Raw genomic sequence first — 15,882 nt, forward strand, 5'->3', positions numbered from 1 at the left:
GGGGCGATGGTACAAAACCACCCGCAAGTGTCACGCAGCGCGTCGGTCCGCCCGGCCGAAATCCTTGAGCCGGAGGCTGTTGGACACGACGAGCACCGAGGACAGCGACATCGCCGCCCCGGCGATCAGCGGGTTCAGCAGGCCCAGCGCGGCCAGCGGGATCGCGGCGACGTTGTACCCGAACGCCCAGAGCAGGTTCCCCCGGATGATCCGCAACGTGCGATCGGCGAGCCGGATGGCGTCGGGGACCACGCGCAGGTCTTCGCGGACCAGCACCATGTCGGCGGAGCGGACCGCGATGTCGCTGCCGTGTGCCATCGCCATGCCAAGATCCGCGGTGGCCAGCGCCGGACCGTCGTTGATCCCGTCGCCGACCATCGCGACCCGCGCTCCCCCGGCCCGCAGTTCCTCGATGACCGCGGCCTTCTCCGCGGGCAGCACCCCGGCGCGCACGTCGGAAACGCCGATCTCGTCCGCGACCACGCGGGCGGCGGCTTCGTTGTCGCCGGTCAGCAGCACGGTCCGCAGGCCGAGCGCGTGCAGGGCGTCGACGGCGGCCCGCGCCGACGGCTTCACGACGTCCCGGACCTCCAGGTGCCCGGCGATCCGGCCGTCCACCGCGACGAGGATCGCCGTCGCGCCGTCTGCCGCCGTGACGTCGCAGGGGATCCCTCGATCGGCGAACAACCGCGCGTTGCCGACGAGGACGTCGTGCCCCTCGACCTCGCCCTGCGCGCCGAGTCCAGGCAGCGCGGTGAAGCGTTCGACCGGGGGCAGGTCCGGCAGCCCGGCCCGCGCCGCGGTCACCACGGCCGCCGCGATGGCGTGTTCCGAACCGGCCTCCACCGTCCCGGCGAACCGCAGCAACTCGCCGGTGGTGAACCCGTCGGCGGGACGGCATGCGGTGACGGTCATCTTCCCGGTGGTGACGGTGCCGGTCTTGTCCAGTACGACGGTGTCCACCGTGCGGCTCGCCTCGAGCGCGTCCGGGCCCTTGATGAGGATGCCGAGCTGGGCGCCGCGGCCGACCCCGGCCATCAGCGCGGTCGGCGTCGCGAGCCCGAGCGCGCACGGGCAGGCGATGATGAGGACGGCGACGGCCGCCGCGAACCCTTCGCGCGCGGGCGCCCCGCCGAGCAGCCAGACCGCGAGCGTCAGCGCGGCCACGCCGAGCACGGCGGGGACGAACACCGCGCAGATCCGGTCGACCAGACGCTGCACCGCGGCCTTGCGGGCCTGGGCGCGTTCCGCCAGCGCGGTCATCTGGGCCAGCTGGGTATGCGTGCCGACCGCGGTCGCGCGGACGACGAGCCTGCCGTCCCGGTTCACCGAAGCGCCGATGACCCGGTCCCCGGTGGTGACCTCCGCGGGCACCGGTTCACCGGTCACCGCGCTGACATCCACAGTGGACAGTCCGTTGTGGACCACGCCATCGGCGGCCACGGACTCCCCCGGCTTGACCACGAACAGGTCACCGACGGTCAGCTCGCCGATCGGGACCATCCGCTCGGCGCCGTCCCGCAGGACTCGGACGTCCTTGGCGGCCAAGGCGTCCAGCGCGGCCAGCAGTCCGGCGGCGCTGCGCCGGGACCGGCTCTCGAAGTACCGGCCCGCCAGCAGGAAGGTGGTCACCCCGGCGGCGACGTCGAGATAGATCGCGTCTGCGCCGGCCGCGGTCGGGCCGAAGCCGATCCAGTAGCCGGGTTCGCTGCCGCCCGCGAAGGCTGACCAAGCCGACCACGCGAACGACGAGAGCACCCCCAGCGATACCAGAGTGTCCATACTGGACGAACGATGCCGGAGGTTCCGCACCGTGGCACGGTGGAACGGCAGCGCGGACCAGAACACCACGGGCACGGCCAACGCGAGGCACAGCAGCTCCCAGCCGGGGAACCGCAGCCGCGGCACCAGGGCGAGTGTGATCGAGAGGTTCCCCAGCGGGATCGCCAGCAACGCGGCGACGACCAGCCGTCGCCGGAGATCCCGGACCTTGGCGAAACCGAGGTCCGGATCCTCGACGCCGCGGATCTCCGCCGTGTAGCCGGATTTGCGGACCCGCTCGACGAGCACGTCGTCGGCCAGCGTTTCGGGAACCTGCACGGTGGCCCGCTCGGTCGCGTAGTTCACCGACGCGCGGACCCCGTCGAGTTTGTTCAGCGCGCGTTCCACCCGCGCCGAACAGGCGGCGCAGGTCATCCCCGACACGGTCAGCTCCACCGTGCGGACGGCGGACTCCGGCGCGGAAATCGTCATTTCGTGGCACTCCCAGGTTTCACCGATGGTTCCTCGGTGGTGGAACAGGTGTCCTGGTGGTGTCGCGAGGCAGATTACCGGCGGCGGGAACCGGACCCGCCGCCGGGCCGACTACTGCGATGGTGGTGGAAACAGGTGTCTCAAGTCGGGCTTCGGTACAGGTGGTCGTGAGCGGCGTTCAAGGCCCCGGTCCATGAAAGCCTCCTTGCCTACCCTGAAGTCGGTGCGCCCAATGTGGCATCGGAGACGCTCAGTGTCTCCAATGCCACATTGGGCGCACAAAGACGAATCCGCCTAGGAGTCCTTCACGCCATCCCCAAGTACATGAAGGCCCCCATCCTTGCGCCTGGGTACAGGAAGGGGGCCTTCACGTACTTCAGCTGCGCCACTTACGACCAGCGCGACCACTATGCCTGGCGTGGAGTCAGCGCGAGTTCGAAGGTGTTGCCGTCTCCCTGGAAGAGGGTGCTCACGTACGAGGTGAACGCGCCGCAGCCGGTCAGAGGCGCGAGCGAGTAGGTGCCGGCGAGCGCGCCGCCTTTCGCCATGGTGAAGCCGTCACCGGTGCGCAGTTCCGCCGTCGACGGGGCCGACGTCCGGCAGGACGGCCCGGTGCTGACCGGCATGCCGACGAGCGTGACGAGCGGGAGGACGGTGGTGAACCGGGGCCGCGCGACGAAACCGGTCCCGGCGAGGTCACCGCCCTGCGGTCCGTCGGCGACGAACTCCAGATCGGCCGAGCCCGGCAGGAAGCCGAACAGCCGGAAGTCGGTGTGCGCCTTGTCGAACACCGGGCCGCCGCTGAACACGGTGGCCGCGGTGGGGCTCAGATCGAACGTGCCGGTGAGCGGCGCGGCGGCACCTAGGGCTTTGACGCCGGTCTTCCCGGCGACCGTGTACCGGTGTCCCGCGGGTTTGTCGCCGAGTTCGAAGGAGAGCAGGACCGGGTCCTGGCCGGGGTCGAGCGCGCAGTCCGAGGTGAACGAGCCGAGCCCGGTGAAGGAACCATCGGCCTTCTTCGGGGTGAGACGGGTGGTGAAGTCGCCGACAGTGAGTGTCGTCTTGCCCGGTTTCGCCAGCGTGATGGTCGGGACGGAGCCGGTCGCCACCGTGCTGAACGAGCCGGACGGCGGCAGATCGGTCTTCGCGACGTTCAGCGGGAGACGCACGGGAAGCGGGTTCGCGTCGCCGTTGACCAGTGTCACGCCCGCCGCCGCGGTGCCTTCGATGGTGGTGGCGCCGACGAGGTTCAGCCCGCGGGCCGCCTTGTCCGGCACGGTCACGGTGATGGTCAGCCCGGAGGTGGTGAGCGTGCCGCCGGGCGCCGTCGGCACCTCGAAGTCGGCCTTGATGTTCACGTCGAGCTTCTGCAGCCCGATCAGCGGGAACGGGCAGGTGAACGACAGTTTCTTGTCGACAGGCGTGCCCGCCGCCGCGCTGCGGACGGCGACGAACAGCAGGCAGCCGGCGGTGATCAGCACGATGAGGCCCGCCGCGAGCAGCATCCGGACGTTGGCACGAAAGGGCATGGTCGCCTTCCCGAAAACGGCACCGGTCCCCGTCGCGGGAGGCGACGGGGACCGGCTGCCTGACTTACTTCTTGGTGAGGTTCAGGTCCAGCGTGTTGCCGTCGCTCTTGGCGAACGCGCTGACCCAGTCGTTCAGCTGACCGCAGTTCTGCAGCGCGGACAGCGAGTAGGTGCCGGTGAGCTTCCCGCCCTTGAGCAGGTCGAAGTCCGGACCCGTGGTCATCTCGCTGGTGGACGGGCTGACCGTGCCGCACTTCGGGTCGGTGCTGATGGGGATCCCGAAGATCTGCACGCTCGGCAGGAACACGTTGAACTTGATGTGCGCCTTGAACCCGGTGCCGACGAGCTCACCGGTCTGCTTGCCGACCTGTTCGACCTTGATCTCCGAACGCCCGTCGATGAACCCGAACAGCTTGAACTGGGTGGACGACGGGTCGAGCTTCAGGTCACCGGTGAACGTCTTCGACGCGAGGTCCACGTCCGCGTCGAACCCACCGTTGATCGCGGCCGTGCTGCCGAGCGACTTCAGCGCGGTCTGTCCCTTGATGCCGAACGCGTACTTGAGTCCGCCGCCACCGGGGGTGGAGGTGGGCGGAGTCGTCGGCGTGGTCGGCGTCGTGGGGGTGGTGGGCGTGGTCGGAGTGGTGGGCGTGGTCGGCGTGGTCGTGCCGCCGCCCCCGTCACCGATCTTGATCGTGGCCAGGGTGTTGTTCTGGCCGGGATCCTGCGTGCAGGGCGCGTCGATCGTGCCGTCCGGCGTGATGCCGGTGACCGAACCGTCGGCCTTGCGCGGGGTGACCTTCAACTGCAGGTCGCCCACGGTGATCTTCGCCTCGCCAGGCTGGTTGAAGGTCAGCGAAGGCGTCTTGCCCGCCGCGTTGACCGTCATCTCGCCCGAGGTGGGGATGTTCTGCTTGGCGATGTCGTTCGGGACCTTGACCGGGAGGTTGAGCCCCGGCGCCGCCACGGTCGCCGCCGCGATGGCCTGGCCTTCCAGCGTGGTCGCACCGATCAGGTTGAGCCCGCTGACCGTGTCCGCGTTGATCGTGGAGACGGCCTTGATGTCGAACGTCCCGGTCGGCTGACCGGTCTTGACCGACAGCGGAAGATCGGTGTTGATCACCACCTTGAGCGACTGCGACCCCACGAGCGGCAGGTTGCAGTGATAGTTGAGCGGGAGCGAGATCGGATCGGCGACACTGGACTGTGCCCCGACCACGAGTACCGCGGTGGCAAGCCCCACGGCACCGGCAGCGGCGGCGGCGACCGCCTTCTTGGTTCCTCTACGGTGACTCACGATCGTCCTTCCGTGGTATCAACGATGATACGAAACGGCGTACAATTCCCCAGAGCAATGAATATCGGCCCGGGAGAATTCTCCGGGTAGCGACGATGTCTGACGGATCGCAACCGAACAGTAAACTAACGACGCGTCCGCACCGCTATCAAGTGCTTCCCCGGAAAAGTTGACGTGCCATCGGTAAATTGTCACGCTGGCACGGTGCGCCGGAGGTGTTCCTAGTAGCGACACATGGGTTTCCCCAGTTCAGAGCCGGATGAGGCCGTTCGCGAAACCGCTGACGAGGGTGACAATCGCGGCCCGAAAAACTATCTCGCGCATGCCAATCCCCCTTTTCCGGGCCGCACCCGCCTTGCCTGCCGGAATCTTTCGTGAGTAACCTCGCGGTTCAGCAAGCCGGTCGCCGCCGACCATCGCGGAATCCCGCTCGTCGTGCCGCGGCAGGCCCTCTTTCGCCGAATTCGACGGGGAAACCATGAAAAGAATGCGCCGCACGGCAGCGCGAATCGCGTTCGCCACCGTCTCCGTGACCGCCGCGGCGGTCCTGCTGAGCGCCTGCGGGTCGGACGACCCGGCCGACGCGGGCAGGCACGCCGACCCGGCCGCGCTCGCATGGGTGGACAAGGTGTGCTCGGGCGTCGCGACGGGCTCGGCGAAACTGTCCCAGCCGCCGGCGTTCGACCCCGCCAATCCGCAGGCGACGAAAACCGCCATGGTGAGTTTCCTGAACTCGCTCTCCGCCGCGCTCGACGACATGGCGGGCGGGATCCGGAACGCCGGTGTGCCGCCGGTCCCGGATGGACAGTCCGCCGTGGACAAGGCCACCACCACACTCGGCGAGACCAAGTCGAAGGTGTCCGCCACCCTGACGCAGATGCAGGACGCGAAGGTCACCGATCAGGCGAGCCTGCAGAAGGTGGTCGCCGACGCGGACAGCACGATGAGCGGGCTGAGCGAGCCGGAAGGCCCGATCAAGCATCTGCGCACCAACCCGGAACTGGATCTCGCGTTCACCGAGTCCACGACCTGCCGCCAGGTCTACGGCGGCAACGCCTGATCCCCCGACCAGCCACCCCGTTCTGGAGGCCCGGCCGTGCCGACCCCGTTCCCCCGCCCGTCCCGCCGGACACTCGCCGTCGCGCTGGCGATCGTCCTGTCCGCCGGTCTCCTGACCGTGCTGACCGGAAGCCCGGCGAGCTCCGCCGTCCCGGCGGCGTCCGACGACTCGTTCTACACCCCGCCGTCCCCGCTCCCGGCGGGCAAACCGGGTGACATCATCCGCTCGCGTATCTCGAAAGCCGGTCCGCGTAAGGATTCCGTCAACGCGTGGCAGGTCATGTACCTGTCGACGAACGCCCTCGGGCAGCCGGACGCGGTGACCGGGACCGTGCTGGTGCCGAAGAACGTGGACCCGGCGAAAGCGCCGATCGTCTCGTTCGCCGCCGGTACGCACGGTCCCGCGTTCACCTGCACACCGTCGAAGATGATCGACATCGGCGCGTTCTACGAGCAGTCCGGCCTCGACGACGCGCTCGACGCCGGGTACGCCGTCGCCCTCACCGACTACGAGGGCTACCGCCAGGATCCGAAGACGACGTACGTGGTCGGACGTTCGGAAGGCCCGGCGGTGATCGACGTCGTCCGCGCCGCGCAACGCCTGCCGGAGTCGAAACTGTCGGCCGACGCCAAGGTGCTCTTCCGCGGGTACTCGCAGGGCGGCGGGGCGGCCGCCTGGGCCGGCGAACTGCAGCCCACCTACGCGCCGGAGCTGAACCTCGTCGGCGTCGCCGCCGGCGGTGTGCCCGCCGACCTCGTCCAGGTCACCCTGCAGCTCGACGGGAAGTTCGGTTTCGGTGTCTTCGCCTACGCCCTGATCGGCCTGGACAACGCCTACCCCGAACTGAAACTGGACTCGTTCCTCAGCGACAACGGTCGCGTGAAGCTGGCCGAGATGCAGAAGAGCGCGTGCACGTTCGAGCTGCTCACCACCTACGCGAACAACAAGATCGCCGACTACACGACCAGCGCCGGGTACGTGCGCCCGGAATGGGTGAAGCGCCTCAACGAGAACAAGCTCGGCGCCACTCCCCCGAAGGTCCCGGTGTTCCTCTATCACGCCACCCAGGACCAGCTCGTGCAGTTCGCCCAGGCCGACGCGTTGCACAAGGCCTACTGCACCGCCGGGGTCAAGACGACCTGGAAGACCTTCGAGACCGACCACATCACGGCGGTCTACACCGGGAACGCCGACGTGCTCGCGTTCCTCAAGGACCGGGTCGCGGGCGCTCCGGCTACGTCGAACTGCGCCTGACGCACCGGTCGTGAGTGGCGATTCGGCTTAGAACCCGAATCGCCACTCACGACCCCGTGTCGTCCATCCAGTCACGTGACCCAGCGTCCTTTGTGGACAAGGATCGTCAGACGTCGGCGGGCCGCAGCCGTTCCGCGCGCAAGGCCAGCTCGATCCGCAGCCGCTGATCAGGATCGTCGAGCCGCTCGCCGAACAGCTCGGAAAGCCGCCGCAGCCGCGCCCGCACCGTCTGCGGGTGCACCGCGAGCTGCCGGGCGATCTCGGGCGCACTGCCCCGCGTCTGCACCTGCGTGAGCAGGGTCGCGGACAGCTCGTCGTGCTGACGCGGCGCCAGCCCCGACAGTGGTTCCAGCGCCTCGCCCGCCAGGCGGTCGAGCAGGAACTCGTCGGCGAGCAACAGCAGCGTGGTGATGTGCTCCTCGCACCACAGCACCGGGCCGACCGTGGTGATCATGCCCCGCTGGGCGAGCTCGGACGCGCGGCGCGCGATGCGGTACGACTCGGCGGCCTGCGCGGTCGGAACGGACACCCCGACCGTCGCCGTCCAGCCGGACGGCAGCTCCCGCAGACCGCTCAAGTCGGCTTCGGGACAGGCCACCAGCGCGCCGGGCACGTCTGAGACGAGATCGACGGGCACCGCCGAGGGCAGCAGACCGGCCGGGAACGAGGGCGCCCCCGGTGCCGCGGTGAAGACGACCGCCGTGATCCGCTCCGGGATCCGCCAGCCGATGGCGACGGCGAGCGCGCCCGCGTCGGCCTGGCTGTACCCGGTGCCGCCGGCCAGTAGCCGGAACAACCGCGCCCGCTGCTCCGCGGGGCCCGTCGCCTCCGCCTGTGCGGCGTTGTAGCCGTCGGCCAGCGCCATCGTCACCTCGACGACGTCGCCGAAGAGGCATTCGGCCGCTCCATAGAGGACGTCACCGGGCAGCTGGAGCTGGCGGCCGATCGAAGCGATCGAACGCCACAGCACCCGGCTCGAGACCCTGAACGCCGCCTGCGCGGCTTCCCGGCTGAGTCCTTGATGGAACGCGATGCGGCCCTGTGCGCGGAAATCGGCCAGGAGGTCGTTCTGCAGCAGTTCGGGGACGCCGACCCGGTCGATGGCGCGTTCGATACTGCGCCTGGTCAGCTCAACGGCCGCCGCGCGGGCCTCGCCGTCACTGAACACCTCGGCGCATTCACCGATCTCGGACACCACGCCTTCGACGCAGTGCCGGGCGATCGCCGGGATACGCGGGCGGACGGCGTCGCCGAGTTCCCTCGGCAGGCGTGCCCACAGGGCGCCGACGGGCTGCCAGCTCACGTGTGCGATCCCCCGTTGAGAAGTAGGCCGACGATTACGGGCACCAATTCCCTTTCGTCCGCGCGCCACCGGCGCACTCGAATGCACGGAGCGTAGAACCGCCGACACATCCGTGTCAAAAGACGTCACACCGAAACGCCCGTCCGTTGTCACCTCGGTGAGCCCCGCGACTTTCCGTTGCAAATTCAACGTCACATTCGGGGTACAGGCCGTCCGCCGATCCAGTACAAACGGCCCCGCACCGTTCCCGTCGATCCGACGTGGTTATGCAAACGGATTCATGTTTCTCTCCCCGGTTCGAAGAAAATCAAAGGGTGGTCTTGGTGGTCGAGTACCGCGGTTTCGGCATGCTGGCGACGTTGCCGCGTTCGCTCGGCGAAGAACTGCGTCCGTATACCGGGCACGCCGCGGCCGCCATGGTCAAACAGGTGCAACGGTCGGTCACCGCGTATTCGCAGCCGCTGCGCGGTGTCTTCGGCCGCGTCCTGGTCGTGTCGTGCGAGCGGGCGGTGCGGCATTACGTGGATTGCATCGGCGATCCGGACCTCCCCCACGACCGCTGGATCGACTTCTACCGCATGCGCGGGCGGATGGAGTTCGCCGAGGGCCGGAGCCTGGAACCGTTGCACGACAGCGTGACCGTCGGCGCGCGGGCGGCATGGCGGGCGATGCGGCCCATCGTGCGCGGGCTCGGCGTCGGCCTCGACGTCATCGCGCTCGCGGCGGAGTCCGTCTTCGTCTACGTCGACGAACTCTGCGCCACGACGATCGAGGGTTACCAGCAGGCGGAAGCGAGGGCGGCGGGGGCGATCCCGCTCCGGCGGCGACGGCTGCTGGAGCTGATCGCCCAGGCGCCGGAAGGCTCGGCGTGCAGTATCGCCAGCCTGGCCGACGGCGCGGGCTGGCGGGTTCCGCGCGCCGCCGCGATGGTCGCGCTGCGGCGCGCCGCGGGTGCGCCTGCCTTTCCGGCCCATCTCCTCGACGACACCGTGCTGGCCGACCTCGACACCGCGGAGCCGTACCTGCTCACCGCGGATCCCGACACCGACCTCGCCCCGCTGAAGGACGCGCTGGACGGCTGGCGGGTGGCGGTCTCCCCCGTCGTACCGCTCGTCGACGCCCCTGCCGCGCTCCGCACCGCCCGCCGCGCGCTCCTGCTGACCGGCGAGGACGCGCCCGGCCCGGTCATCTGGTGCCGGGACCATCTCGCCACGCTGTGGCTGCTCGCCGAAGACTTCCTCGGCGCCGAACTCGCCAAGCAGAGCCTCGACCCGTTCACCTCGCTGAGCGAGAAACAACAGGAACGGCTCAGCGACACCCTGTTGGCATGGCTGGAAACCCGTGGCGGGGCACCGGAGATCGCGCAGCGGCTCGGCGTGCACCCGCAGACCGTGCGGAACCGCCTCCGTCAGCTGGAGGATCTGTTCGGCGATCGCCTCAAGGACGCCGACGACCGGTTGAACATGCAGCTCGCCCTGCGCGCGCAACGCCTCATGCGCGCTCACCGGCGCGACGAAGGGACCTGATGCGCCGCACTCGCCGTTCCGGTGGCCGCACGGTGGGGAGCACCCAGCGGAGGCCGCGGCGGGCGTGCTTCACCCTCGGCTGGTCGACGTGGAAGTCAGCCCGGCAGGCCATCGCGTTTCTCCCCGTGGTGACGGGTGTTTACCGACGCTTTCCTGAATACCGGGACGGTGGGAAAATGTCGATGCGCAATAGGCCGTCGTCCCCGCTTTTGGCATCCGCCTCGGGGTCGGTCCCGCCATTCTTGTCATCCGGGTCGCAATCGCCGGACGTGTCGGGCGACACGCTGACGAACCCGGCGTTCCACACGTTATTTTGACGCCTGACAACGGAAAGGCGGGACATGGCCCTCCAAGCGCGCACACTGACCCTGCACGGCCGGGAAATCCGGCTGCGGGAATACGTTCCGTCCACAAAGGACGCGTCGGGCGAGCCGCTCGTGCTGTTGCACGGGATCTCGGGCAGCGGCGAGACCTGGGTCCCGTTGCTCGACCACTTCGAGCGAAGCGGGTTCGGGCGCCGCGTCCTCGTCCCGGACCTTCCCGGACACGGCGATTCGGCCGCCCCGCGGGCCGACTACGGCCTCGGCGCGATGGCCAGCGCGGTGCGCGACGTCCTCGCGCTCACCGGGAACCGGCACGCCACCATCGTCGGGCACTCACTCGGCGGCGGGATCGCGATGCAGTTCGCCTACCAATTCCCCGAGATGTGCGCCCGGCTGGTTCTCGTGGGCAGTGCCGGGCTCGGCCCGCAGGTGACCCCGGTGCTGCGCGCGACGGCGCTACCAGGCGCCAACGCGACGCTTTCCCTGGCGGTCAACCCCGCCACCGTCGCGATCGCGCGCGGGCTCGCCGCGGCCTGCCGGTCCCTCGGCGGGAAACTTTCCCCCGAGACCCGCGAGCTGACCCGTCACCTTGCGTCACTGGCCGATCCGGGGAGGCGGCGCGCGTTCCTGTTCATCGCCCGCAGCCTGATCGACCTCCGCGGCCAGCGCGCGAGCGCGATCGACAAGCTCTATCTCGCCAAGGAGGTGCCGACGCTCGTCGTCTGGGGAGCGCACGATCCGCTCATCCCGGTCGCGCACGGCCGGAAGACCGCCGAAGTGCTGCCGGACAGCCGATTGACCGTGTTCGAAAATGCGAAACACTTTCCACATGTGGCCGACCCGGCCCGGTTCGCCGGCGAGCTCGAACGCTTCCTCTCCGCGACCGCGCCCGCCAGGCTGAGCCTGGACGAGGTCGTCGAGGTGCTCATCCGCGCCAGCGAGGCGGCGGAAGCGCCCGAAAACGTCCCGGAAAAGTTGTCATCCGGACGCCATCTCAAGCCCGCCTAAATGTCACTCGCCGCCGGATCCGACCACCCGTTCGGGTGTAGTCCATCCAGGTGGCCGATCAAGCTCCCGCCAGCCGTTGACAGTCCTCTCGGCCGGATTTTATGTTGCGTGAGCCACAAAATCTGGATCGGCTTCACCGTTGAAGAGGCTGATTTTGTTGCCAGCAAGGATAAAAACATGACCGACTTGGATACCGGATTCTCGCGGCACGATCTGCGGACCGCACGACCCGACCCCGACGTGCGCCACCCCGCCACCCCGCACCGCCAGCCACCGGGTCCGGTCCAGCGACCGCGCGCCTTCACGCCGGCACCGAGAACCCCAGTGGAGAACCGACCTGTGCGCAGCACCGGTGCGAATGGACTGTGGGCGTCACTGCCCAGAGACCTGGGCGAGCGGTTCCGGCCGCGGGCCGACCCCTTGGCACGAGCGATCCTGCAGGAGGTGCAACGAGCCGTTCCCGAATACGCGCAGCCGTTGGAAGGCGCGTTCGGACAGATGATCACGCAGGGTATCCGGCAGGCGATCCTGCACTGCCTCGATACCGTCGGTCAGGGGACGGCGCCGCTCGACAAGTGGTCGGCGGTGTTCCGCAACCTCGGGAAGGTCGAATTCAGCGAGGGCCGCAGTCTCGACTGCCTGCAGACGGCCTACCGCGTCGGCGGCCGTGTCGCGTGGCGGCACGTTTCGGAATTCGGGCAGGCGATCGGAGCGGACGCCGATCTCCTGTGCACCGCGGCCGAAGCGATTTTCGCTTACGTGGACGAGATTTCCGCACTGTCCATCGAGGGCTACACGGCCGCTCAGGAACGGGCCGCGGGCACCAGGGCGAGACGCAGGCGCCGGTTGCTCGAACTGATGCTCTCCGATCCCCCGTCCTCCCCGCAGTCGATCGCGTCGCACGCCGCGAACGCGCAGTGGGCACTGCCCACCGAAGTCACGGTGGTCGCACTGGAACGACGGCTCGGCCCGCTGGACCCCGACAGCGCCGATCTGGACGCCGACGTCCTGGTCGACTTCGAAGGTCCGAAGCCCTGTTTGGTGACCGGCGACCCGGACAAGCACCTGAAGGATCTCGCCGAACGGCTTCCCGGCTGGCGCGCGGTGATCGGCCCGGCCGTGCGGCTCACCGAAGCGCCGCGGTCCCTGCTGTGGGCGCGCCGCACTCTGCGGCTGGTCCAGCGCGGGGTCCTGCCGGACAATCCGGTCACGCGGTACAGCGATCACCTGTCCACCCTGTGGCTGCTCGCCGACGAGTTCCTGGTCCGTGAGCTGTGCACGCGCAGCCTCGCGCCGTTCGACGACCTCACGCCCAAACAGCGGGCGCGGCTCGGGGAGACGTTGCTGATCTGGCTCCAGTCCCGGGGCAGCGCTCCGGAGATCGCGAAGAAGCTCAAGGTCCACCCGCAGACCGTCCGGTACCGCATGCACCAGCTCATCGATCTCTTCGGCGACCGGTTGAACAACGCCGACGACCGGCTCGACATGGAGATCGCCCTGCGCGCGGAGGCCCTGCTCGCCGACGACTGACCAGCTCAGCGTTTCCCACTCACAACGAGGTGACGAGGTGACCCGACCGCAGGACGCCCGCAGCGGGGTCGAGGCGACGTACGGACCGCTGCTCACGCCCGCCCGGCCGGGTGGGCCGAGCGGGCGTCCGGTCCAGCTCTGGGCGCTGCTGCCGAGAGAACTGGCGACCGTGTTCCGGCCGGGGCTGGGCGATACGGCCGGGGAGGTGGTCCGCGAGATCCAGCGGACCATCCCCGAGTACGCGCGGCCACTGGACGGAGCGTTCGGGAAGGCGCTCAAGACCGGCGTGCAGATGGCGTTCGTGCAGTTCCTGGAACGCCTCGGAAACCCCGAGGCGCCGTCGGAGGACCGGCGGAGCGTGTTCGTGAGCCTGGGCGTCCAGGAGTTCCATCAGGGCCGCAACGTCGACGTCCTCCAGGCGGCCTACCGGGTGGGCGCCAGGGTGACCTGGCGCCGGATGGCCGAAATCGGACGCCGCGCCGGGGTGCCTTCCGCGACGCTGTGCCTGCTCGCGGAGGCCATCTTCGCCTACATCGACGAACTTTCGGCGCTGTCGGTCGAGGGTCACGCGGAGGCACGGGAAAAGGCCGCCGGCGCACTGGAGCGCCGGCGGCACCGGCTCATGGAGCTCCTGCTCGCCGAACCCCCGTCGCCTCCCGAAGTCGTCAAACACGCCGCCGACCTGGCCCGCTGGCAACTGCCGGACCTGCTCGTCGCCGTCGCCCTCGACCAGCCGCCGGACGAGGCGCCGCCGGCCGCGCTCACCGACTTCGAAAGCACCTCACCCTGCCTGCTGCTGCCCGCTCCGGAACCGGACGAACGGGAGCGATTCGCCGAAGCTTTGACGAGCACGCGGGCCGCGATCGGCCCCGCGGTCCCGCCCGTCTTCGCCGCCCGTTCCTTGCGGGCCGCCCGAGAGGCCCTGCGACTCGTCGACTCCGGCGCGCTCGTGGATGAGCCCGTGACGTGGTGTGTCGACCATCTTTCGCGCCTGTGGCTGCTCAAGGAGCCGTTCCTGGCCGCCGAGCTCGTCCGGGAACGGCTCGGGCCGCTGGCCGGGTTGACCGGTAAGCAGCATTCGCGGCTGGCCGGGACGCTGCTGGCGTGGCTGGAGACCTGCGGGAACGTGCGCGAGGTGGCGGAACGGCTGGCGGTGCATCCGCAGACGGTGCGTTCTCGCGCCCAAGAACTGGAGGCGCTGTTCGCGGACGGGCTGCGGGATCCTGAGCGGCGGTTCGAGATGATCCTGGCTTTGCGGGCTGCTCCTTCTTGACGGTTTGCGCGTGAAGGCCCCCTTGCCTCGGCTGAGCCGAGGCAAGGGGGCCTTCACGCGCTGACGTCTCAGGTTCCGCGAGGTTCCGGTGTCGCGAAGGCCACTTTCGGGACATCTAACGTCGCGAAGGTGGCTTTCGCGACGAGATCGCTGAGTGGCCGCGAGCCCGGCCGCGACCGACGTTGCGAAAGTGGCTTTCGCAACCCCTCCAGCCAGCCACGACACCCGGCCGCCGGATGCCGGCAGGACGGGGATGTCACTCACGGGAGCGGCTGGGGGACCTTGGTTGCGTTGAGTGAGGGGTGTGTGGAAATAGGGACGTTGAATGTCCCTATTTCCACACACCCCTCACCGAGGTGGCTCCCCGACCTCAGGCAGCCGCCAAAGCGGTCACCCGCCACTTCCCCTCGACCCGTTCCGCATTCACGCTCAACTGAGCCGCCCCCGTACTCCGCTGCCCGTCCCCCCGAACACCGGTCTGGTCCAGGAACACCAGCAGCGAAGCCCGATCCCCGTCGAGGACCTTGACACCCGAGACCACCGCGGTCGAGGTCACGACCAGCTTCTGCTCCGCCGCGAGCCCCCGCACCTGCGCGAACAGCTGGTCGTACTGCCCCAGCGCCGGCCCGGTGAGAACCGCCTTCGCGGCTTGCTCGCTCATGGCGGGATCGTCGTAGCGGTAGGAGAAGACCGTGCCGAGTGCCTTGCCGATCTGATCGCTCACCTCCGCGGTGGTGGCGACATCGGTCAGCGCGGTGTTGTGCGCCAGCGGTGCCGTCGCGTCCCGCGCCTCGATGGCGAACCACCCCGCGAGGCCCGCCATCACCACCGCGACGGCGCCGAACACCACCGCGCCCCGCCGCCGCGTGGGAGCGGCGACGGGAGCAGCGGTGGGAGCATCGACAGGGGTCTCCTCGACAGGAGGTTCAAGAACCCGGGTGCTTCCGCCCATCTTCCCGGCCACCTTCACCGCGCGCCGCGCCGGTTTGTCGGCTCGTTTCGTGGTCATCGCGTCCTCCGTCAGGGCTTTCCGGTGTCGGTCACCGGCACCTGGCCGAGTGACGTGACGCGCCACCCGTCCGGCGTCCGGTTCAGGCCGGCGCGGAACCGGTTGTGTTTCGTCACGGCTTCGCCGCCTTCGGGCCGCACCTCGAGTTCGACCGAAGCGATCACCTCGGCCGTCCCGCCGCCACTGTCCACTTCGGTCACCGCGGCGTCGACGACCCGGCCGGTGGTGACGGTCTTCGCCTGGCCGATCCGGCCGAGGCCGCCTTCCCTGTCCCGCGCGAGCTCTTCGTGCAACGCGCCACCGGACAGGTTCAGCCAGTTCTGGTAGCCCTGTTCCGCCTGTCGATAGTCCAAAGTGGTCAGTGCGGCGACCGATTGCCTGCCCACCTGCAAGGCTTCGTCGCGGACCGTGGCCCGCGCGACACCGTCGTCGCGGCTCGCGTCCCACCACGAGTAGCCGAACCAGGCCGCGGCCGCGGTGGCGACGGCGGCGAGAAATGCGGCGATCCGAGTCATGG

Annotated in this window: 13 protein-coding genes; 6 read left to right on the top strand and 7 right to left on the bottom strand. The window is 69.3% G+C overall.

Annotated elements, in window-relative coordinates:
- Positions 1 to 30: 30 nt before the first annotated feature.
- From AB8M46_RS23405 to AB8M46_RS23420, 4 genes are all read right to left on the bottom strand, one after another.
- Positions 31 to 2,253 (bottom strand): heavy metal translocating P-type ATPase, encoded by a 2,223-nt coding sequence (locus tag AB8M46_RS23405; protein ID WP_394361575.1) that lies wholly within the window; start codon positions 2,251 to 2,253, stop codon positions 31 to 33.
- 407 nt (positions 2,254 to 2,660) lie between these two features.
- Positions 2,661 to 3,782: a DUF6801 domain-containing protein gene (locus AB8M46_RS23410; RefSeq protein ID WP_394361576.1), complete on the bottom strand. Its 1,122-nt coding sequence runs from the start codon at positions 3,780 to 3,782 to the stop codon at positions 2,661 to 2,663.
- A 64-nt stretch (positions 3,783 to 3,846) separates the two neighbouring features.
- On the bottom strand, positions 3,847 to 5,079 hold the full coding sequence (locus AB8M46_RS23415; protein ID WP_037339451.1) for a DUF6801 domain-containing protein: 1,233 nt from the start codon (positions 5,077 to 5,079) through the stop codon (positions 3,847 to 3,849).
- Between the two features lie 249 nt (positions 5,080 to 5,328).
- Positions 5,329 to 5,601: a hypothetical protein gene (locus tag AB8M46_RS23420; protein WP_394361577.1), complete on the bottom strand. Its 273-nt coding sequence runs from the start codon at positions 5,599 to 5,601 to the stop codon at positions 5,329 to 5,331.
- Positions 5,602 to 5,608: 7 nt separating this feature from the next.
- On the opposite strand from AB8M46_RS23420, the gene AB8M46_RS23425 reads away from it, so the two are divergent.
- Together AB8M46_RS23425 and AB8M46_RS23430 are read left to right on the top strand one after the other, a co-directional pair.
- Entirely contained in the window at positions 5,609 to 6,139 is a 531-nt protein-coding gene (locus AB8M46_RS23425; RefSeq protein ID WP_394361578.1) for a hypothetical protein, read from the top strand.
- 36 nt (positions 6,140 to 6,175) lie between these two features.
- Positions 6,176 to 7,393 (top strand): lipase family protein, encoded by a 1,218-nt coding sequence (locus AB8M46_RS23430; RefSeq protein WP_394361579.1) that lies wholly within the window; start codon positions 6,176 to 6,178, stop codon positions 7,391 to 7,393.
- Positions 7,394 to 7,499: 106 nt separating this feature from the next.
- Here the strand turns inward: AB8M46_RS23430 and AB8M46_RS23435 are convergent, their stop codons facing one another.
- Positions 7,500 to 8,696 (bottom strand): CdaR family transcriptional regulator, encoded by a 1,197-nt coding sequence (locus AB8M46_RS23435; protein ID WP_037339460.1) that lies wholly within the window; start codon positions 8,694 to 8,696, stop codon positions 7,500 to 7,502.
- Between the two features lie 314 nt (positions 8,697 to 9,010).
- On the opposite strand from AB8M46_RS23435, the gene AB8M46_RS23440 reads away from it, so the two are divergent.
- The 4 genes from AB8M46_RS23440 (at position 9,011) to AB8M46_RS23455 (ending at position 14,356) form a co-directional block, all read left to right on the top strand.
- The gene (locus AB8M46_RS23440; protein WP_394361580.1) at positions 9,011 to 10,222 is read left to right on the top strand and encodes a helix-turn-helix domain-containing protein; all 1,212 of its coding nucleotides are present in this window, start codon (positions 9,011 to 9,013) and stop codon (positions 10,220 to 10,222) included.
- A 341-nt stretch (positions 10,223 to 10,563) separates the two neighbouring features.
- Positions 10,564 to 11,553 (top strand): alpha/beta fold hydrolase, encoded by a 990-nt coding sequence (locus AB8M46_RS23445; RefSeq protein WP_394361581.1) that lies wholly within the window; start codon positions 10,564 to 10,566, stop codon positions 11,551 to 11,553.
- 339 nt (positions 11,554 to 11,892) lie between these two features.
- Positions 11,893 to 13,083, top strand: a complete 1,191-nt coding sequence (locus AB8M46_RS23450) for a helix-turn-helix domain-containing protein (RefSeq protein ID WP_016335166.1) — start codon at positions 11,893 to 11,895, stop codon at positions 13,081 to 13,083.
- 37 nt (positions 13,084 to 13,120) lie between these two features.
- Positions 13,121 to 14,356, top strand: coding sequence for a PucR family transcriptional regulator (locus tag AB8M46_RS23455; protein WP_394361582.1), 1,236 nt, complete (start codon positions 13,121 to 13,123; stop codon positions 14,354 to 14,356).
- A gap of 370 nt (positions 14,357 to 14,726) precedes the next feature.
- Here AB8M46_RS23455 and AB8M46_RS23460 read toward each other — a convergent pair whose 3' ends face one another.
- Together AB8M46_RS23460 and AB8M46_RS23465 are read right to left on the bottom strand one after the other, a co-directional pair.
- Positions 14,727 to 15,365 carry a hypothetical protein gene (locus AB8M46_RS23460; protein WP_394361583.1) on the bottom strand — a complete coding sequence of 213 codons (639 nt, stop codon included), beginning with the start codon at positions 15,363 to 15,365 and terminating at the stop codon, positions 14,727 to 14,729.
- Between the two features lie 11 nt (positions 15,366 to 15,376).
- Positions 15,377 to 15,880, bottom strand: coding sequence for a hypothetical protein (locus tag AB8M46_RS23465; RefSeq protein ID WP_125736074.1), 504 nt, complete (start codon positions 15,878 to 15,880; stop codon positions 15,377 to 15,379).
- Positions 15,881 to 15,882: the final 2 nt, after the last annotated feature.

The sequence above is a fragment of the Amycolatopsis sp. SB7-3 genome (assembly GCF_041021335.1).
Lineage (GTDB): Bacteria > Actinomycetota > Actinomycetes > Mycobacteriales > Pseudonocardiaceae > Amycolatopsis > Amycolatopsis japonica.